Source organism: Pseudomonas sp. BF-R-30 (genome assembly GCF_019956175.1).
Lineage (GTDB): Bacteria > Pseudomonadota > Gammaproteobacteria > Pseudomonadales > Pseudomonadaceae > Aquipseudomonas > Aquipseudomonas jessenii.
Map to the genome: position 1 here is coordinate 44,464 of NZ_JAHBDE010000076.1, position 18,062 is coordinate 62,525.

At 58.7% G+C, this 18,062-nt stretch carries 19 protein-coding genes and 1 pseudogene; 7 read left to right on the top strand and 13 right to left on the bottom strand.

Going from position 1 to position 18,062, the window contains the following annotated elements; all coding sequences use genetic code 11:
• Window positions 1–2 precede the first annotated feature (2 nt).
• Window positions 3–596, bottom strand: a complete 594-nt coding sequence (locus tag KGB20_RS28190) for a hypothetical protein (protein WP_154909721.1) — start codon at window positions 594–596, stop codon at window positions 3–5.
• Complete coding sequence (locus KGB20_RS28195) at window positions 562–1,302, bottom strand: SURF1 family protein (protein ID WP_090452326.1); 741 nt, start codon at window positions 1,300–1,302, stop codon at window positions 562–564. The genes KGB20_RS28190 and KGB20_RS28195 overlap by 35 nt, the downstream gene beginning before the upstream one ends.
• 71 nt (window positions 1,303–1,373) lie before the next feature.
• On the opposite strand from KGB20_RS28195, the gene KGB20_RS28200 reads away from it, so the two are divergent.
• A complete protein-coding gene (locus KGB20_RS28200) occupies window positions 1,374–1,577 on the top strand; it encodes a twin transmembrane helix small protein (protein ID WP_154909723.1) in 204 nt (67 codons plus the stop codon).
• Window positions 1,578–1,585: 8 nt separating this feature from the next.
• Here KGB20_RS28200 and KGB20_RS28205 read toward each other — a convergent pair whose 3' ends face one another.
• The 4 genes from KGB20_RS28205 to coxB all read right to left on the bottom strand — a co-directional run bounded on the left by KGB20_RS28205 (window position 1,586) and on the right by coxB (window position 5,982).
• Window positions 1,586–2,473 (bottom strand): cytochrome c oxidase subunit 3, encoded by an 888-nt coding sequence (locus KGB20_RS28205; protein WP_090452324.1) that lies wholly within the window; start codon window positions 2,471–2,473, stop codon window positions 1,586–1,588.
• A gap of 25 nt (window positions 2,474–2,498) precedes the next feature.
• Window positions 2,499–3,050, bottom strand: a complete 552-nt coding sequence (locus KGB20_RS28210) for a cytochrome c oxidase assembly protein (RefSeq protein WP_056726726.1) — start codon at window positions 3,048–3,050, stop codon at window positions 2,499–2,501.
• A 129-nt stretch (window positions 3,051–3,179) separates the two neighbouring features.
• Window positions 3,180–4,772: a cytochrome c oxidase subunit I gene (gene ctaD, locus KGB20_RS28215; RefSeq protein WP_057712611.1), complete on the bottom strand. Its 1,593-nt coding sequence runs from the start codon at window positions 4,770–4,772 to the stop codon at window positions 3,180–3,182.
• Window positions 4,773–4,854: 82 nt separating this feature from the next.
• Window positions 4,855–5,982, bottom strand: coding sequence for a cytochrome c oxidase subunit II (gene coxB, locus KGB20_RS28220; protein ID WP_090452322.1), 1,128 nt, complete (start codon window positions 5,980–5,982; stop codon window positions 4,855–4,857).
• A 369-nt stretch (window positions 5,983–6,351) separates the two neighbouring features.
• Between coxB and KGB20_RS28225 the strand changes: the two genes are divergently transcribed.
• Window positions 6,352–7,002, top strand: a complete 651-nt coding sequence (locus KGB20_RS28225) for a hypothetical protein (RefSeq protein ID WP_057712613.1) — start codon at window positions 6,352–6,354, stop codon at window positions 7,000–7,002.
• Between the two features lie 119 nt (window positions 7,003–7,121).
• Here KGB20_RS28225 and KGB20_RS28230 read toward each other — a convergent pair whose 3' ends face one another.
• The 3 genes from KGB20_RS28230 to KGB20_RS28240 form a co-directional block, all read right to left on the bottom strand.
• Complete coding sequence (locus KGB20_RS28230) at window positions 7,122–8,648, bottom strand: SulP family inorganic anion transporter (protein WP_057712614.1); 1,527 nt, start codon at window positions 8,646–8,648, stop codon at window positions 7,122–7,124.
• Window positions 8,649–8,739: 91 nt separating this feature from the next.
• Window positions 8,740–9,471 (bottom strand): carbonic anhydrase, encoded by a 732-nt coding sequence (locus KGB20_RS28235; RefSeq protein WP_008045785.1) that lies wholly within the window; start codon window positions 9,469–9,471, stop codon window positions 8,740–8,742.
• Window positions 9,472–9,715: 244 nt separating this feature from the next.
• The gene (locus KGB20_RS28240; RefSeq protein ID WP_154909725.1) at window positions 9,716–10,774 is read right to left on the bottom strand and encodes a PA0069 family radical SAM protein; all 1,059 of its coding nucleotides are present in this window, start codon (window positions 10,772–10,774) and stop codon (window positions 9,716–9,718) included.
• A gap of 224 nt (window positions 10,775–10,998) precedes the next feature.
• On the opposite strand from KGB20_RS28240, the gene KGB20_RS28245 reads away from it, so the two are divergent.
• From KGB20_RS28245 to KGB20_RS28255, 3 genes and pseudogenes are all read left to right on the top strand, one after another.
• Window positions 10,999–11,301, top strand: a complete 303-nt coding sequence (locus KGB20_RS28245) for a hypothetical protein (protein WP_150812647.1) — start codon at window positions 10,999–11,001, stop codon at window positions 11,299–11,301.
• 85 nt (window positions 11,302–11,386) lie between these two features.
• A complete protein-coding gene (locus KGB20_RS28250) occupies window positions 11,387–11,935 on the top strand; it encodes a hypothetical protein (protein WP_154909727.1) in 549 nt (182 codons plus the stop codon).
• Window positions 11,936–12,044: 109 nt separating this feature from the next.
• A pseudogene (locus tag KGB20_RS28255) lies at window positions 12,045–12,689 on the top strand (tyrosine-protein phosphatase).
• A gap of 41 nt (window positions 12,690–12,730) precedes the next feature.
• On the opposite strand, the gene KGB20_RS28260 reads toward KGB20_RS28255, so the two are convergent.
• Together KGB20_RS28260 and prlC are read right to left on the bottom strand one after the other, a co-directional pair.
• Window positions 12,731–13,018, bottom strand: a complete 288-nt coding sequence (locus KGB20_RS28260) for a YheV family putative zinc ribbon protein (RefSeq protein ID WP_154909729.1) — start codon at window positions 13,016–13,018, stop codon at window positions 12,731–12,733.
• Window positions 13,015–15,066: an oligopeptidase A gene (gene prlC / locus KGB20_RS28265; protein WP_150812650.1), complete on the bottom strand. Its 2,052-nt coding sequence runs from the start codon at window positions 15,064–15,066 to the stop codon at window positions 13,015–13,017. Before prlC ends, KGB20_RS28260 begins: the two co-directional genes overlap by 4 nt.
• A gap of 88 nt (window positions 15,067–15,154) precedes the next feature.
• Between prlC and KGB20_RS28270 the strand changes: the two genes are divergently transcribed.
• The gene (locus KGB20_RS28270; protein WP_150812651.1) at window positions 15,155–15,700 is read left to right on the top strand and encodes a gamma carbonic anhydrase family protein; all 546 of its coding nucleotides are present in this window, start codon (window positions 15,155–15,157) and stop codon (window positions 15,698–15,700) included.
• Between the two features lie 25 nt (window positions 15,701–15,725).
• Window positions 15,726–16,376, top strand: a complete 651-nt coding sequence (locus KGB20_RS28275; RefSeq protein WP_150812652.1) for an HAD family hydrolase — start codon at window positions 15,726–15,728, stop codon at window positions 16,374–16,376.
• A 127-nt stretch (window positions 16,377–16,503) separates the two neighbouring features.
• On the opposite strand, the gene KGB20_RS28285 is transcribed toward KGB20_RS28275, so the two are convergent.
• Window positions 16,504–17,127: an ABC-type transport auxiliary lipoprotein family protein gene (locus KGB20_RS28285; protein WP_154860833.1), complete on the bottom strand. Its 624-nt coding sequence runs from the start codon at window positions 17,125–17,127 to the stop codon at window positions 16,504–16,506.
• A complete protein-coding gene (locus KGB20_RS28290; protein ID WP_090452304.1) occupies window positions 17,124–18,062 on the bottom strand; it encodes an MlaD family protein in 939 nt (312 codons plus the stop codon). The genes KGB20_RS28285 and KGB20_RS28290 overlap by 4 nt, the downstream gene beginning before the upstream one ends.

Genomic DNA, 18,062 nt, shown 5'->3' on the forward strand with positions numbered 1-18,062 from the left:
CCTTATCCGATGTTCGACAGTTTCAGCAGATGGCGCAGATCGTTGAGTAAGTCCTTACCCTTCACCGACGGGTCGTAGCGCAGCACCAGATTGCCGTGGGGGTCGATGATCCACAGGTGCGGCGCGTCATTGCTCTGAGCGCCTTTTGTGTAGGCAGGCAAGTCCAGTGAATAACGTTGCAACTGCGGGTACTCGCGTTGAAGTTTAGTCTCGTAATCGCTGTTCAGCGTCTGCGCGGTGGCCAATGCATGGCTGGCGCGGGACGCATCGCGGCCCAGGCCGATCTGGATTTGCCGCGCCAGATACACCAGTTGCTGGCAGTCCACCGCGCAATCCTTGGGCGCGGTCACCAGTATCTGCCAACGCTCTTCCTGGGTCTGCACGCCGATGTCCGCCCGGGTCTGACCGTTGCCGATCAGTTCGCCGTGATAACTGCGGCCCTCGGGCACCCAGAAATTCAGCTTGTACATGCCGGTGGCAAGGATCATCGGACCGATCACCCCGAGCAGGATCAGCAGCAGTTGCATACGGCCCTTGCGCCGGTTCACCAACGGTTTCGTCTCAGACATGCTGGGTGGATTCATGGCCGCTCCCATGGTGTTTCTCCTTTGCGTTGTGCCAGCCGAGATAGAGATAAAGACCGAACAGGACGATCGCCATGGCGAACCACTGCACGGCATAAGCGATGTGTTTTTCCGGGCCCATGGCGACTACGGGCCAGTCGGCCTGATAGGTGGCGGGGCCGGTTTCGGCCCGCAGTTCGTAGGCAAAGCCTTCGCGATTCAGCGCTGTCCAGAGCTTGTCTGGTTCAACGGCCGTAATCAGCTTCGGCCATGTCAACGTTGTGGGATCTGCGTGCAATTGGAACGTCGCCCCAGGGGAGACGTAGACCCACGCGTCAAGACTTACCGCCTCGGTGGGTGTCTTGAATTGCGGTGGTGTGCGGCGCTCCGGCCAAGGCAACCAGCCGCGATTGACCAGCAGCCAAAGCCCGGTGGCCTGATCGTGAAAGGGTTGCAACAGCTCGACGCCAACCCTGCCGTTGCGTTGACTGTTATCCAGCAGCAGGCTGTGTTCGGCATCGAACTGGCCGTACAGGTGAACCCGACGGAAGGCCGGGTCTGTCGTGTGTTGCAGTTCGGTGCTGGCCATCGGCTCGGCGGCCCGCCGCTCGGTGTAGCTTTGCAGCAGCACGCTTTTCTCCGCGCCCCGGCTCAACTGCCAGAGCCCCAGGGACACCAGTAGCGGCAGCAACAACGCCACCACCAGCGTTGGCACGATACCTGGCCGAAAGCACTTCATGGCATTGCCAGAAAATCGGTCATCGCGATAGCTATACTCAAGTACATCGCTTGTCCCCCCGGAGTCTCACCATGCTCAAAGCAGCCATCGTCCTGATGCTGATTGCCACGGTTGTCAGCCTGTTCAGCGGCCTGTTTTTTCTGGTCAAGGACGACAGCCGCTCAAACCGCCTCGTCATTGCCTTGAGTGTTCGTGTGACCCTGGCCGCCCTTACCCTTGGCTTGATTGCCTGGGGCTTTTTCAGCGGCCAGTTGGTTTCCAATGTCCCCTGGTAACTGCTGCTTTAAAGCACATAGACGAAAACAAACAGCCCGATCCACACCACGTCCACGAAGTGCCAGTACCAAGTCGCCGCTTCGAAACCGAACTGGTGCTCGTTGTCGAAATGCCCGCGCATGATCCGCACCAGCATCACGAACAGGATGATGGTGCCGATGGTGACGTGGGCGCCGTGGAACCCGGTGAGCATGAAGAAGGTCGCGCCGTAGATGCCCGAGCCCAGGGTCAGGCCCAGTTCGCGGTAGGCGTGCATGTACTCTTCGGCCTGGAAGATGAGGAACGCACTGCCGAGCAATACAGTGAGCGCCAGCCAGAGTTTCAGTGCGCCGCGATGGCCCTTTTTCAAGGCATGGTGGGCGATGGTCACGGTCACGCTGGAACTGACCAGCAACACGGTATTGAGTAGCGGCAGGCCCCAGGGGCTAATGACTTCCTTGGGCGGAGGAAACAGTTTCGAGTCGGGGTTGCTCAGCAACGGCCAGGTGAACTGGAAGTTCGGCCACAGCATGTGCGCCATGCCTTTGGCACCCTCACCACCGAGCGCCGGTCCGGAGATTTGACGCACATAAAACAGCGCGCCAAAAAAGGCGATGAAGAACATCACCTCCGAGAAGATGAACCAGCTCATGCCCCAGCGGAACGAGCGATCCATCTGTGCGCTGTACAAGCCGCCGCGACTTTCCTTGATCACCGTGCCGAACCAGCCAAACAGCATGTAGGCCAGCAACAGGCCACCGACGAAAAAGATCAGCGGCCCGTGGGATTCCGGACGCGCTGCTTTCAGATCATTGAACCAGGTGGCCAGGCCAAACACCGTGACGAACATCCCGACCGTGGCGATGATCGGCCATTTGCTCTGAGCCGGGACGTAATAATGTTCATGAGTTGCCATTTATTGTTCTCCTTATCGGGCACGCTCAGCCGCCAGTGTTTACAGCTACCGGTGGATGTCGGGCGGTGATATCGAACAGCGTGTAGGACAGCGTCAGGTGCTTCACATCCTTGGGCATGTCACGATCAACGATGAAACGTACCGGCATTTCGATCCGCTGACCGGGCTGCAGCACTTGCTGGGTAAAGCAGAAACATTCGGTCTTGTGGAAGTACGCCGCCGCATTGCTGGGCGCGATGCTCGGCACGGCTTGGGCGCTCATCGGTTTATCGGTGGGGTTGTGGGCGATGAAGATCATCTCGTTCACCGCCCCCGGGTTCGCGGTCAATTCGTCATGTTTGGGATAAAAGTCCCACGGCATGTCGGCGGTGTTGGTCGACAGAAACTGCACGCGTACCTGCCGCGAAGTGTCGACCGTTTGCTCACCCTCGTACTGCCCGCCGGTCTTGCCATTAATGCCGAAGGCCTTGCACATCACGTCGTAGATCGGCACCAGGGCAAAGCCGAACACAAACATTGCCACCACCACGGTCAGCAGGCGCGTGACCAGTTTCTTCATCGAAATCGAGTCAGCCATGATTTCCGCACAACCCTGCAGGAGCGAGCTTGCTCGCGAAAAACTTGGGAGCGCCGTGGTGTGTCAGGCTTCCAGCGTCATCGTTGACGACCATCGCGAGCGAGCTCGCTCCTACAAAGGGCCAGGCGTTCATTTCACTTCCGGCGGCGTGGTGAAGGTGTGATACGGCGCCGGCGACGGGATGCTCCACTCCAGACCTTCAGCCCCATCCCACGGCTTGGCCGGTGCCGGCGCGCCGCCGCGAATGGTCTTGATCACGATGAACAGGAAGAAGATCTGCGTGGCGCCGAACATGAATGCGCCGATCGACGACACCATGTTGAAGTCGGCGAACTGCAGGTTGTAGTCCGGAATCCGTCGTGGCATGCCCGCCAGCCCCACAAAGTGCATCGGGAAGAAGGCCAGGTTCATGCCGATGAACGACAGCCAGAAATGCAGCTTGCCGAGGGTTTCGTCGTACATGTGGCCGGTCCATTTCGGCAGCCAGTAGTAGGCCGAGGCGAAGATCCCGAAGATCGCCCCCGGCACCAGCACGTAATGGAAGTGCGCGACCACGAAGTAGGTGTCCTGGTACTGGAAGTCCGCCGGGGCGATGGCCAACATCAACCCGGAGAAACCGCCGATGGAGAACAGGATCACGAACGCCACGGCAAACAGCATCGGCGTCTCGAACGTCAACGAACCCTGCCACATGGTGCTGGCCCAGTTGAACACCTTCACGCCCGTCGGCACCGCAATCAGCAACGTGGCGTACATGAAGAACAACTCGCCCACCAGCGGAATGCCGACCACGAACATGTGGTGCGCCCAGACGATGAACGACAGGAACGCGATACTCGCCGTGGCGTAGACCATCGAGGTGTAGCCGAACAGTGGCTTGCGCGAAAAGGCCGGAATGATCGAGCTGACGGCGCCGAACGCCGGCAGGATCATGATGTACACCTCGGGGTGACCGAAGAACCAGAACACATGCTGGAACAGCACCGGGTCTCCGCCACCGGCGGCACTGAAGAAACTGGTGCCGAAGTGGATGTCCATCAGCATCATCGTCACACAACCGGCCAGTACCGGCATCACCGCAATCAGCAGGAACGCGGTGATCAGCCAGGTCCAGACGAACAACGGCATTTTCATCAGCGTCATGCCGGGGGCGCGCAGGTTGAGGATGGTGGCGATCACGTTGATCGCGCCCATGATCGAACTGATCCCCATCAAGTGGATGGCGAAAATGAAGAAGGTCACGCTTTCCGGCGCGTAGGTCGTCGACAGCGGCGCATAGAACGTCCAGCCGAAGTTCGGCCCGCCACCGGCAGTGAACAGGGTCGACACCAGCATCAGGAACGCCGCCGGCAACAGCCAGAAACTGAAGTTGTTCATGCGCGGCAGGGCCATGTCCGGCGCGCCGATCATCAGCGGAATCATCCAGTTGGCGAGGCCGACGAAGGCCGGCATCACCGCACCGAAGACCATCACCAGACCGTGCATGGTGGTCATCTGGTTGAAAAATTCCGGCTGGACGATCTGCAGCCCCGGCTGGAACAGCTCGGCGCGAATCACCATCGCGAACGAACCGCCAAGCAGGAACATGGAGAACGCAAACCACAGGTACAACGTACCGATGTCCTTGTGGTTGGTGGTCAGCACCCAGCGCATCAGGCCTTTTGCGGGGCCATGGGCGTGGTCGGTGGCGGTATGAACATGTTCATCGATTACAGCAGTCATGTCCTGTCTCCTGCAAACAGATGGACTGGGCGGGCCGGGGTGCGTAGCCCCGACCGGTTCCTTACGTGCGCAATAGACCGGGTCATTTGCTTTCCGCCTGTTTCAGCTCCAGCACTTCTTTAGGCGTGACCATGTCGCCCTTGTTGTTGCCCCAGGCGTTACGTTCATAGGTCACGACCGCCGCGATATCGACCTCCGAGAGTTGCTTGCCGAATGCGGCCATGGAAGTGCCAGGCTTGCCGTGGAAGACAATGCCCAGGTGAGCGTCTTTCGGTCCGGTGGCGATTTTCGAGCCCTTGAGTGCCGGGAACATCGGCGGCAGACCCTGGCCTTCGGCCTGGTGACAGGCCACGCAGGTGGTGTGATAGACCTTGTCGCCGCGTTCCTTGAGCTCCTCGAGCGTCCATTCCTTGCTGGTCAGCTCTTTGAGCTGCGCGGCCTCGGCCTTGCGATCGGCCAGCCATTTTTCGTAATCGGCCTTTTCCTTGACCTCGACCACGGTCGGCATGAAGCCGTGATCCTTGCCGCACAACTCGGCGCACTGGCCACGGTAGATGCCGGGCTTGTCGATACGGGTCCAGGCTTCATTGACGAACCCGGGAATCGCATCGCGCTTGACCGCGAAAGCCGGCACCCACCAGGAGTGGATCACGTCGGCGGAGGTCACCAGGAAGCGCACCTTGGCACCGACCGGCAGCACCAATGGCTTGTCGACTTCGAGCAGATAGTGCTCGCCCTTGGTTTCCTTGTTGTGGATCTGATCCTGGGGGGTGGTCAGGTTGCTGAAGAACTCGACGTCCTGGCCCAGGTATTTGTAGTGCCACTTCCACTGGTAACCGGTGATCTGGATGTCGATTTCCGGCTCACTGGCGTCGTACATCTTGATCAGGGTCGCGGTAGCGGGAACCGCCATGGCCACCAGGATCAGGAAGGGCACGATGGTCCAGAGAATTTCGACGGTGGTGCTTTCATGAAATTTGGCGGCCACCTGCCCGGTCGAGCGGCGGTGGAGAATCATCGACCAGAACATGGCACCAAATACGATGATGCCGATCACCACACAGATCCAGAAAATGATCATGTGCAGGTCGAATACTGCGTGACTGATTTCAGTCGCTCCAGGCGCCATATTCACAGTCCAGGCCGCTTGCGCCTGACTGAAAATCGACCACAACAGGAGGCCCATCCAGACATGTGGATGTCGCATCATTGCGGGTTCCCCTTATCGTTCTTGTTATCCCGCCGGCTTTCACCTGCGGCAAGGGAGCGGCTGCATCAGACTACGAACTTGAGCACCGGGCCTTGCTGCATATGCAGTCGGGCGTCATCAGCTAACTCCATTCCACCCCGAGTATAGACAGCGACTCTCACCTCGCAATGCGAAGGCGTAAATGATCTGAAACAGCATTAACTTGCGTTGCAGGGCACGAATGGAGAAGGATGCAGACGAGTGGTGGCAAATCGATATAACGGGACCGTCTCAAGGATGAAATAATTATGACAAATGCGTCTTAGCATTTTTCGTAAGCCAGCTAAGTTATGTCTTCCCTATTTCATTGCCTTGTTTCCTGGAGTTTTCATGAACACCGCCGCATTGCGCGAGCAGATCCAAACAGCCCAACAACACGAAGCCGAGACCGGTCTGCTGACGCGTCAACTGGAAAGCAAACTGGCTCATCTGCACCCGGCGATCCAATTGCCGGAGGCCGATACCAAAGGCGTACTGACGCGATTTGTCGCCGCCTACATCGAAGAAGTGCCTGATCTGCTGGATGCAGCCAATGAAGTCGCCAGGGAAGCGGGCATTGAGTCACAGATCAAACCGGTGCTGAAAATCGCCGAGCAATACTTCCTCCAGCCGCCAGCCATCATGGCCGGCCATGCCGGGCTCGACAGTCTGCTGGATGAAGCCTATCTGGCGCACCGGTTTGTCGAAGAGGTCAACGACCTGTACATCAAGCATCTTGGCCAGCCACTGATCCCCTTGGACATGACTGTCGCCAACCTGATTGCTCACCAATTGATCGGTGAGACGTTCGCCAACCAACTGGACGAAGTGGTGCATCACGCCATCGACGAGATGCTCAACGACGAAACCTTCGCACTGGAGTCCGTGGAAGCCTACCGCGAGAAGCTCAACAGCCCGGACACCGGCGCCGCGTGGAAACGCTGGCCGTGCATGTCCCGCCGTTTGGGCGTAGGCCTGGAACTGGATCAGCCGGCGGCTTGATCCACCGGTAAACACAATCCCCTGTGGGAGCGGGCTTGCTCGCGAATGCGGTTAACCATTCAGCAAATATATTGGCTGATCCACCGCCTTCGCGAGCAAGCCCGCTCCCACACTGTTATCTACCCGGCCGCCCCTATGCCGGTATTCGTTCGCACCCGCCCCTCGAGCCTGCGCTTCAGCCCCCGTGATTCAATCAACAGCTTCGAACCCTTGGCCGCATTCGCCCGGCCCCACTCCTCCAGAAGCTCCAGACACGAGTGATCGATGTAGCTCAGGTTGTTAAGCGGCACATGCACCGTCGCGCCTGGTGGAATACTACCCAGCACCTGGGTCAGCGCCGGCACTTTGAGGAAGGTCGCCGCACCCACCAGGCGCAATTCCATTTCCCCTTCCTGAGGCAGGTCGATCAGGCTGATTTTCAACCGCGAAGCTTTCAGCGCCAGTTTCACCAGCGTCAGGCCGAAGCCAATCAATACGCCAGTCAGCAGGTCCGTGAAAACGATGGCGAGCGCGGTTGCCGCATAGGTGAACATCGGCGCCCGACCATACCGGCCCAAACCACGGAATACCTTGAGATCCACCAGCTTGAAACCGGTGTACACCAGCACGCCCGCCAGGCTCGCCACCGGAATGCTTTGCAGCACGCTGGACAGCAACAGTACGAACGCCAACAACCACAGGCCGTGGAAAATGGTCGAAAACCGCGTGGTTGCGCCAGCCTGAACATTCGCCGAACTGCGTACGATAACGCCGGTCATCGGCAACGCTCCAAGCAGGCCACACAGCATGTTGCCGATACCTTGCGCCGACAATTCCCGGTCGAAGTCCGAGCGCTGACCGCTGTGCATACGATCAACCGCGGCGGCTGAGAGCAAGGTTTCGGCGCTCGCGATGAAAGCCACGGCAAACGCCGCGATCAGCAAGGTCGGATCAGCCAGGTTGAGCAGATCCGCTGGCTTCAGCCAGTCGATGGCCTCCGTCAGGTTGGCCGGAACCTCAACCCGTTTGACCTGCAACGCCAGCATCAGGCTGGCAAGCGTGGCCAGACCGACGCCAAGTAGCGCGCCAGGAACGAAGCGCAGGGATTGCGGACGGAATTTATCCCACAGCCACATGACGGCGATTGTCGACAAACCAAGCAACCCGGCTTGCCAGCCAAACGTGGGCAACGCCAGAGACAGCGCCGCCGGGAAGGCTGCCAGGTTATCCAGACCCGAAGGTTTGGGCACGGCATCCAGCATCACATGCACCTGAGACAGGATGATCAGCACGCCAATCCCGGCCAGCATGCCGTACACCACCGCGGGTGCCGTCACTCGAAACCAGCAGCCCAGCTTCAATCGGCCAGCCACCAGTTGCAGCAAACCCGCCAACAACAGTATCGGCCCGAGCATGGCGATGCCGTGCTGGCGGACCAACTCGAATACCAGAACGGCCAGGCCCGCCGCCGGGCCGCTGACTTGCAGTGGCGAACCGGCCAACCAGCCGACCACCAGACCACCGATGATGCCGGTGATCAGGCCTTTGGCCGGCGGCAGCCCCGAAGCAATCGCGATGCCCATGCACAGAGGCAGGGCGACCAGAAACACAACCACCGAAGCCAGCAGCTCCCGTGGCAGAACAGCTTTGAGTCGAGCAGCACGCATGGTGAGTCTCCCGAAATTTTTCTTCAGGCATGGCAAAGCCAGGCTGCCTGAACGGCAGCCTCGGCTGAACCACACAACGATTTAGGAGGATTTAGAAGCGCGCTTTGGGCGTCGCCACGGGAATTGGCAGGCTGCCATTGAGCGGCAGGAAACAGCCTTGATCAGCGTCGTACGCTTTGATTTCGCTGGTTTCGATGTTGTAGACCCAGCCGTGAATAAATAGCTGACCGTTGGCCATGCGCGAAGCCACCGACGGATGGGTGCGCAGATGCTGCAACTGGGCGATCACATTCTCTTCAGTGAGGATGTGCATGCTTTCGCTTTCGCTAGAGCAGTTGCAGTTCTCTTGCACCATGGTTTTGGCCACTTCGGCATGACGCAGCCAGGCTTTGACCGTGGGCATTTTTTCCAGACTGTCCGGGTTGAGCACCGCGCGCATGGCGCCGCAGTCGGAATGCCCGCAAATGATGATGTGATGCACCCCCAGAGCCAGTACGGCGTACTCGATGGCCGTGGAAACACCACCGTTCATTTGCCCGTAAGGCGGCACGACGTTGCCGACGTTACGGGTCACGAACAGGTCGCCGGGGGAGCTCTGGGTAATCAACTCGGGAACGATGCGCGAATCGGCGCAGGCGATGAACATCGCTCGTGGCCGCTGGGCCGTGGCGAGTTTCTTGAAGAGTTCTTCCTGTTGAGGAAAGATCTCATGATGAAAATGCAAAAAGCCGTCAACGATATGCTGCAACGCTGCATCGGCGGTTTCGGCCTCGGGTTGGGCTGAAGCCGACGCAGCCAACGGCTGTTTATCCTTGTCACTCATCAATTCATCCTCATTGGCGGGCTCAGGGAGTCATCCCGTGTGGTCCGGTGTGAAGCCAGTGGCTGGTTAAAAAACATCCAGGCCAAACATCTCGACCCATCAGTCACTCGATGAACAAGGTAGCGGCCGAATCTTAATTGAAACTGAATAAAACGCTCTAGAATGCGTGTTACAGGTCACAAAAAACGTGACCAGCCTAAGACGCGAGCGCGATCTTCAGTACTCAACCATAGGCCAATTGTCCTCAAATCAACGACATTTGGCGACCAGGCGGACAAAAGGCATTGCAGTCCAGGTCAAAGCCTTCCCGGCGATTGAGCCCCAGGCGCTTGATGGCTTTGGCAAAACGCTGTGCCAGCAGGTCGGCGAAAGGACCTTCGCCGCGCATTCGAGCACCAAAGCGGCTGTCGTAGAGTTCACCGCCACGGCTCTGGCGAATCAGGCTCAGCACATGCGCCGCCCGTTGCGGATAGTGGGCGCCCAGCCATTCTTCGAACAGCGGCGCCACTTCCAGCGGCAGACGCAGCATCATGTAGGCGGCGCTTTGTGCTCCGGCGCCGTGAGCCTCGGCGAGCAGGCTTTCGAGTTCGCTGTCGTTGATCATCGGAATCATCGGTGAACACAGGACGCCCACCGGAATGCCCGCCTCGCGCATGACCCTGATCGCCCGCAACCGGGCCTTGGGCGCCGCGGCGCGGGGTTCAAGTATGCGTTTGAGTTCGTCGTCCAGGGTGGTCAGGCTGATCATCACCGCCACCAGGTTTTGCTGTGCAAGTTCGGTCAGCAGGTCCAAATCGCGAAGGATCAGCGAGCCTTTGGTGACGATGGTCACGGGATGACGATATCGCAGCAGTACTTCGAGGGTTTGCCGGGTGATCCTGTATTCACGCTCGATCGGCTGATAGGGGTCGGTGTTGGAGCCGAGGTTGATCGGCGCACATTGATAGCCGCGTTTGGACAGTTGTTGCTCCAACACATCCACTGCGTTGGTCTTGGCGATCAGCTTTGTCTCGAAATCCAGCCCGGGCGACATGTCCCAATAGGCATGGCTTGGCCGCGCGTAGCAGTAGATGCAGCCATGCTCGCAACCGCGATAGGGATTGATCGATCGATCGAAGGGCAAGTCCGGCGACGTGTTGCGGGTAATGATGGTTTTCGCCGTTTCAATGCTTACCTCGGTACCCTGGGTGAGCGGTACTTCCTGATACCAGCCGTCGTCCTCAACCACCGAATGGCTGGGGGCAAAGCGGTTGTGCGGGTTGGTTGCGGTGCCGCGGCCGCGGGGAGGCAGAGAGCTGACCATCGGCGGACTCCTTGATCTGTATATCCATACAGTAACCGACCCACTGCCTGTCGACCAGTACCGCTCAGCCCTTCATCTGACAAAGGGGCATCATGATGCTCACTTGTTCATTGATAATCAGAAAACTCAGGAAACATATAGTCAGTGGTTGGATTCAATACCCAACCGTATATTCAACCCAACAGGCAATACCCTCAACAGCAATCAAATAAAAGGATTTATTAATGTCTTTCTTTAATCAGCGCGGTATTTTCCTTCAACTCATGCGACCAAATCCTTCGGAACCCAACACCTTGGTTTCTTTGCAACTGGCTCGCAAAGAGTTGAGTTGGGATGCGGAAAATGAAATGCAAATTGAGAAGCTGGTCGACTCAACTTACTACACAGCCACTTCCACCGACCTTGGCAACTCTTTCAGCATCCGGACCGTGGGCAAGGATGTCGATGGAGACGGGACCATCGATGCCGACGACAAAGCCAAGTTACAGGCGCTGGCAAAGGCTTATGCCAGTATCGTCAATCCCTGAGCCCTGACTTTCCGATCACTTGAAAGTGCTATTGCCGAATGCATGCGGGCTCCCGCATGCATTCCAGACAGCCTGGAGGATAAAAATGTCAATGCTCATAAAAACCGGTGTTTATCTACAACAAATAGAAACGACGAAAGATGTGCAGGTAATTATCAAGCTCATAAGGGCAGGCGAGTATCCGAACAAAACAATGGAGCAATTCGCTGATATTCTCGCAAGCGCTCCATCAGTGACACTCCATATAAAAGACGAAGGCAAGACTTCAAGGCTCGATTTTGATCCTTGGTCCGATATCAATGTCACTCCAGACAATAGCATCGACGAAAATGACATTGCCGCCCTTACACAACTTGCACTCGCTTTTTATCATCAACAAATAATTGCTCCAGAGGGCATAGCGTACCTTTATCGTCTTCCCGCTGAATCACCCGAGCTTCGAGTAGACGTTGAGGAATTTGAAATTGACGAAGATGATCATCAACTGTATAGCCTCGGCGTGTACGAGACTAAATCTGCGAATGCCGGCTCGTCTTTTGAAGGTCGCAAGCGCAACCCTTTAACTGGACAGGTGTTTAACTATGGGGTCGGACTGAACGAGCTGCTCAAATCCTTCATCAAACTGAAACTATAACCTGAGCGCGGACTTCACGATTCTTTGACAGTCAGCTCACGGGCCTTTGACCGTGCATGGCTGATCCTTGCCACCATCTTCCCGTCCTTTTCTGAACGGTCGCTCAAGCATGCTTTTTCCACGTTTTTTATCTGCAATATGCTTGTCGCTGGTTGTGCTCGCTAACCTGACACCGGCACTTGCTGACGACAGTGTGATGCAGCGTCCAGCAGACTGGGCTCAACAAATAGAGAAGTAATACAACCTCTTCCAGATGTCGCCGACGCTCTATCGCAGCGCCTTGCCGGACAAGGGCGCGGTGCCGCTGCTGGAGAAACTCAAGGTGGGCACTGTGATCAATTTCCTGCCCGAAGCAGACTCCAGTTGGTTGTCCGTGCCAGGCATCACGCAAGTACAACTGCCTTATCGCACCAACCATGTGGATGACGCCGATGTGCTCAAGGCCTTGCGCGCCATTCGGTCCGCCGAAGCCAAAGGCCCGGTGCTGATGCACTGCAAACACGGTTCCGACCGCACCGGCCTGATGGCCGCCATGTACCGGGCTGTCATCCAGGGCTGGACCAAGGAGGAGGCCCTGAACGAAATGACCCAGGGCGGCTTTGGCGACAGCACCCACTTCAAGGACGGAATTCGCTACATGATGCAGGCCGACGTGGAAAAACTGCGCACGGCCCTGGCCAATGGCGATTGCAGCACCAGCCCATTCGCTGCGTGTTCAATGAAGAGCTGGTTCAAGTCCGCTCACATCGAATAAAAAAAGCCCCCGCTGCATTACGCAACGGGGGCTTTTTTCACTCAACTTTGTTCGTCAGGCTTTTTCTTCAGCTTCGGATTCGGGAAGAACTGAACCGGCTGAACCTTGGTGTCGGCAGGTTTTGGGGCGCTGGTGTTCACCCGCGTACCCAACTCCTTGGGCACCGACAGCCCTTGCTCATTGAGTGTGTCGGAGTAACCGCAGGCCACGCACTCTCGGTGCGGGACCTGGTCTTCATTCCACATCATCAATTTGTCCGGCTCGCTGCATGCCGGGCAGACCGCCCCGGCGATAAAGCGTTTTTTCGTAATCACAGGTCCCTCACTCATGCTGCCGCGCCCTCACTCAGGCCGCTGTGGCGCAAGAGTGCGTCAATTGATGGCTCACGACCACGGAAGTCGACGAACAGCACCATCGGCTCCTGGGAGCCGCCACGGGCCAGGATTGCTTCGCGGAACGCACGACCGGTGTCGGCGTTGAGCACGCCTTCTTCTTCGAACTTCGAGAACGCATCGGCCGACAGCACTTCAGCCCACTTATAGCTGTAGTAACCCGCGGCGTAACCGCCAGCGAAGATGTGCGCAAAACTGTTGGGGAAGCGGTTGTAGGCCGGCGGACGCATCACCGAAACCTCGTCACGCACGCCTTCAAGCACTTGCAGCACGCTGCGGCCGTCGCCGTGGGTAGCGTGCAGTTCGAAGTCGAACAGCGAGAACTCCAGTTGGCGCACCATCATCAGGCCGGACTGGAAGTTTTTCGCCGCAAGCATCTTTCCGAGCAGGTCCTGAGGCAGCGGTTCGCCGGTTTCATAATGACCGGAAATCAGCGCCAGGCCTTCCGGCTCCCAGCACCAGTTTTCCATGAACTGGCTCGGCAGCTCGACCGCATCCCAAGCCACGCCGTTGATGCCGGACACGCCAGCATGCTCGACGCGGGTCAGCAGGTGATGCAGGCCGTGACCGAACTCGTGGAACAGGGTGGTGACTTCGTCGTGGGTCAGCAGTGCTGGCTTGCCGCTGTCGGCCGGGGTGAAGTTGCACACCAGGTTGGCTACCGGGCTTTGCAATACACCACCAGCGGTGCGACGACGGTCGCGGGCGCCATCCATCCAGGCGCCGCCACGCTTGTTGGCGCGAGCATAGAGGTCGAAGAAGAAGCGGCCGACGTGCTGGCCGTTTTCCTTGATTTCAAACAGGCGGACATCCGGGTGCCAGGTGTCGAAGCCTTTCTGCTCGGCAATCTCGATGCCGTACAGGCGCTGGACGATGGCGAACAGACCGCTGAGTACCTTGTCGATCGGGAAGTAGGCGCGCAGGGCTTCCTGGGCGACGCTGTAACGCTGTTCACGGAGTTTTTCGCCGTAGAAACCACTGTCCCAGCTTTGCAGATCCGGGCAGCCCTGTTCGGCGGCATAAGCCTTGAGCTGTTCCAGATCCTGGGCAGCGAACGGTTTGCTGCGCTTGGCCAGGTCGCGCAGGAAACTCAGCACCTGATCGCTGGACTCGGCCATTTTGGTCGCCAGGCTCAACTCGGAGAAACTGCTGAACCCCAAGAGTTTTGCCAGTTCCTGACGCAGGTCGAGGATTTCTTCCATGACCGGGCCGTTGTCGTTCTGGCCGGCATTCGGCCCCTGGTCCGACGCCCGGGTGCAGTACGCGGCATAGACTTCTTCACGCAGCGCGCGGTCCTGGGCGTAGGTCATCACCGCGTAATAGCTCGGGAATTCCAGGGTGATCAGCCAGCCGTCCAGATCCTTGGCCTGAGCCGCGGCGGCCATTTGCGCTTTGGCCGAATCGGTCAGGCCGGCGAGGGCGGCCTCATCGGTGATGTGCTTGGTCCAGGCCTGAGTGGCATCGAGCAACTGGTTGGAAAAACGGCTGCCCAATTCGGACAGCTTGCTCTGCACTTCGGCGTAACGCTTTTGTTCGGCTTCCGGCAGGTCGATACCCGACAGACGGAAGTCACGCAGGGAGTGTTCCAGGATAGTTTTCTGCGCCACGTCGAAACCGGCGGCCTCCGGGCTGCTGGCCAGGGCTTCGAAAGCCTGGAACAGTTCGCGGTTCTGACCCATTTCAGTGGAATAGGCGCTCAAGGCCGGCAGGCACGACTCGTAGGCTTCACGCAGTTCGGCGCTGTTGCACACGGCATTGAGGTGGCTGACCGGGCTCCAGGCGGCGCCCAGACGGTCGTTGAGTTCATCCATCGCCAGCACCAGGCCGGCCCACGTTGGCTGTTCGGCCTGGGTCTTGAGGATCTCGACGATAGCGGCACGGTTGTCAGCCAGGATCTGTTCAATGGCCGGTTGTACGTGTTCGGCGCGGATGGCGGAGAACGGCGGCAGGTCATAGGACTGCAAAAGAGGGTTGTTCACGCTCACGGTTGATACCTTGGCTGGAGAAACATGCAGCCATCTTAATTACAATCGACGTTCACCGCAGCTATCAGCAATAGAGAGAAACCCTATCGTGAACCTTCGCAAGTATCAGAACCACACGCCGCTGCTGGGTAAAGGCGCTTTTGTCGACGGCTCGGCGGTGGTGATCGGCGACGTTGAAATCGGCGAAGACAGCTCGGTCTGGCCGCTGACAGTGATCCGTGGCGACATGCACCGAATCCGCATCGGCGCGCGAACCAGCGTGCAGGATGGCTGCGTGTTGCACATCACCCACGCCGGGCCGTTCAACCCGGACGGCTTTCCGTTGCTGATCGGCGATGACGTGACCATCGCCCACAAGGTCATGCTGCATGGCTGTTCGGTGGGCAGCCGGGTGTTGATCGGCATGGGCAGCATCGTCATGGACGGTGCGGTGGTCGACGATGAGGTGATCATCGGTGCCGGCAGCCTGGTGCCGCCGGGCAAGCATCTGCAAAGCGGCTTCCTGTATGTGGGCAGCCCGGTGAAGCAGATCCGCCCGCTGACTGACAAGGAACGCGCGTTTTTCACCTACAGCGCGGCGAACTACGTGAAGCTCAAGGACCTGCATCTGGCCGAAGGCTACGACCAGCTTTGACCCGGCCCCTTATTCAGGATTCGACATGCATTACCAAACCGTTTTGTTCGACCTCGATGGCACCCTGACCGACCCACGTGAGGGCATTACTCGTTCGATCCAGTTCGCCCTGAGCAAACTGGGTATCGATGAGCCGGACCTGGCCAGACTCGAACACTTCATCGGCCCGCCGTTGTTGCAGGCATTCATGCAGTTCTACGACTTCGATGAAGCCAGGGCCTGGGAAGCGGTGAATTTCTACCGCGAGCGCTTCAAGGTCACCGGCCTCTACGAAAACCGGGTGTTCGATGGTGTCACGCCACTACTGGAAGCCCTGAGCGGGCAAGGCCGACAGCTGTACATCGCAACCTCTAAACCGTGGGTGTTCGCCCGGGAAATCGCCCGGCATTTCGATTTTGCCAAACACTTCAAGGTGATTTACGGCAGCGAACTGGACGGCACCCGGACCAACAAGGTAGAGCTGATCGCTCACCTGATGGCCGAAGAAAACCTGGACCCGGCCAACACTTTGATGATCGGCGACCGCAAGCACGACCTGATCGGCGCGCGCAGCAATGGCCTGGACGCGGCGGCGGTAGGTTACGGGTTCGGCAGCCATGAAGAGTTGAGCGCCGAAGCGCCGACGTATCACTTTGAGACGCTGGAAGAGTTGCATCAGGCGTTTTTACAGCGTTGACAGGATCGACACAAATCAACTGTGGGAGCGGGCTTGCTCGCGAAGGCGGTGTATCAGGCAACATTGTTGTCGACTGACACTCCCTCTTCGCGAGCAAGCCCGCTCCCACAGGGGACGGTGTACTTCCTCAAGGTCTGGGCGGCGGGGCGAGTTTCTGTCCTTGCTCAACCGCCCAGCTCACCACCTGCACGGTCAACTGATCGCTCGCCTGACCGAACCCGGCCACCACCGCCGGGACTTGCACATTGCTCAACGGCTGGCGCACTTCAAAGCGGCGGCTGGCGAGGATGCGCTGGTCGTAACTGCGCACCAGCAATGCATCCAGACGCACGACCGCGCTGGCATTCGTGCCCTGGTATTCAGTCTGGAACGCCTGCAGGCTGCCGCCCAATTCAAGATCGGTCTGGAAAATGCTGTCATCGGTGCTCAGCAGCGGCACCCGCCCGTCATGCTGGAAACCTTCCAGCAGGCGATTGCGCACCAGCACCGGCGCCGGGTCGCTCCAGCGTGAACCCTTGTAGTGGCTGATCACATCGCCCTGGGGAATTACGGCAATGTTCGGACTGTTCAACGCTTCGCTGGACTGGAGTTTGCTCAGGCGCAGCGACCAGCGCTGCGGCGTGCCATGGCTGGCCGATGCGCTCTGGGCCGACGGCAATCGATAGACCTCGAAGGGCTCGGGCTTGGGCAGGATCGAGCACGAACTGATCAATGTGAAGCCAGCGAGGAGGGCAATCCGAATCAGCTTCATGGCGTAAATTCCTTGGTCTTGTCACTGCCCAGCAGGTAACCGCTGGGGTTGGCTTCCAGGCGTGTGGTGATGGTGCGCAACGAACTCAGGGTTTCGCGCATCTCACGGACCGCCGGGCCCAGGCCATTAAGGCCTTGCATGCCGCTGTTGAGCGAATCCTGATTGGCGGTGATCAGTTTGTTGAGGGTGGCGCTGCTCTCCTGCAGCGACTTCATCGCCTGCTCGGCGCTGCCCAGCGCTTCCTTGCCATGCTCGTTGAGCAGCCCGTTGGCATTGCGCATCAACGCCGTCGTCTGCTCCAGCATGGTGTTGGCCTGCTTACCCACCGAGGCCAGTTGCTGCATGGTCTGGCGGATATCGCCGCGCTGATCGGCAATGGCCCCGGTGGTTTGCTCCAGGTGCTCCAGGGTGTTGCTGATGCGCTCGATGTTTTCCGTGGAGAACATCAGATTGGCGTTATGCATCAGCGTACTCACCCCGGCCATCAGGTCTTCGCTGTCATTGAGCAGCCGGGCGATGGGCGAGGGCGAGGCGACGATGGTCGGCAGGTTACCGTCCTTGCCCTTGAGCGTCGGACTCTGTGGTGTGCCGCCGCTGAGTTGGATGATCGAAGTCCCGGTGACGCCGGTCAGGGCCAGTTTGGCCTGGGTGTCCTCCTTGACCGGGGTATCGCCGGCCAAGCGAATTCGCGCCAGCACCCGGCGCGGGTCTTTCGGGTCCAGGCGCAGCGAGATCACGTCGCCGACCTTGATCCCGCTGTACTGTACCGAGCTACCTTGGGACAAACCGCTGACCGCCTCGTTGAACACGACTTCGTAGTCCTTGAACTCGGTGTCGACACTGGACTTGGCCAGCCACAGGCCGAACAGCAGCGCGGCCGTCACCACAATCACGGTGAACAGGCCGATCAATACATGATGGGCTCGGGTTTCCAT

Bases quoted from the DNA above. Each gene is read 5' to 3' on its own strand.
- KGB20_RS28200 (WP_154909723.1), top strand. From the start codon at position 1,374: ATGCTCAAAGCAGCCATCGTCCTGATGCTGATTGCCACGGTTGTCAGC.
- KGB20_RS28260 (WP_154909729.1), bottom strand. From the start codon at position 13,018: ATGAGTGAGGGACCTGTGATTACGAAAAAACGCTTTATCGCCGGGGCG.
- KGB20_RS28195 (WP_090452326.1), bottom strand. From the start codon at position 1,302: ATGAAGTGCTTTCGGCCAGGTATCGTGCCAACGCTGGTGGTGGCGTTG.
- KGB20_RS28240 (WP_154909725.1), bottom strand. From the start codon at position 10,774: ATGGTCAGCTCTCTGCCTCCCCGCGGCCGCGGCACCGCAACCAACCCG.
- KGB20_RS28245 (WP_150812647.1), top strand. From the start codon at position 10,999: ATGTCTTTCTTTAATCAGCGCGGTATTTTCCTTCAACTCATGCGACCA.
- KGB20_RS28235 (WP_008045785.1), bottom strand. From the start codon at position 9,471: ATGAGTGACAAGGATAAACAGCCGTTGGCTGCGTCGGCTTCAGCCCAA.
- KGB20_RS28205 (WP_090452324.1), bottom strand. From the start codon at position 2,473: ATGGCAACTCATGAACATTATTACGTCCCGGCTCAGAGCAAATGGCCG.
- KGB20_RS28275 (WP_150812652.1), top strand. From the start codon at position 15,726: ATGCATTACCAAACCGTTTTGTTCGACCTCGATGGCACCCTGACCGAC.
- KGB20_RS28190 (WP_154909721.1), bottom strand. From the start codon at position 596: ATGGGAGCGGCCATGAATCCACCCAGCATGTCTGAGACGAAACCGTTG.
- KGB20_RS28210 (WP_056726726.1), bottom strand. From the start codon at position 3,050: ATGGCTGACTCGATTTCGATGAAGAAACTGGTCACGCGCCTGCTGACC.
- coxB (WP_090452322.1), bottom strand. From the start codon at position 5,982: ATGATGCGACATCCACATGTCTGGATGGGCCTCCTGTTGTGGTCGATT.
- KGB20_RS28225 (WP_057712613.1), top strand. From the start codon at position 6,352: ATGAACACCGCCGCATTGCGCGAGCAGATCCAAACAGCCCAACAACAC.
- KGB20_RS28230 (WP_057712614.1), bottom strand. From the start codon at position 8,648: ATGCGTGCTGCTCGACTCAAAGCTGTTCTGCCACGGGAGCTGCTGGCT.
- KGB20_RS28285 (WP_154860833.1), bottom strand. From the start codon at position 17,127: ATGAAGCTGATTCGGATTGCCCTCCTCGCTGGCTTCACATTGATCAGT.
- KGB20_RS28290 (WP_090452304.1), bottom strand. From the start codon at position 18,062: ATGGAAACCCGAGCCCATCATGTATTGATCGGCCTGTTCACCGTGATT.
- KGB20_RS28250 (WP_154909727.1), top strand. From the start codon at position 11,387: ATGTCAATGCTCATAAAAACCGGTGTTTATCTACAACAAATAGAAACG.
- ctaD (WP_057712611.1), bottom strand. From the start codon at position 4,772: ATGACTGCTGTAATCGATGAACATGTTCATACCGCCACCGACCACGCC.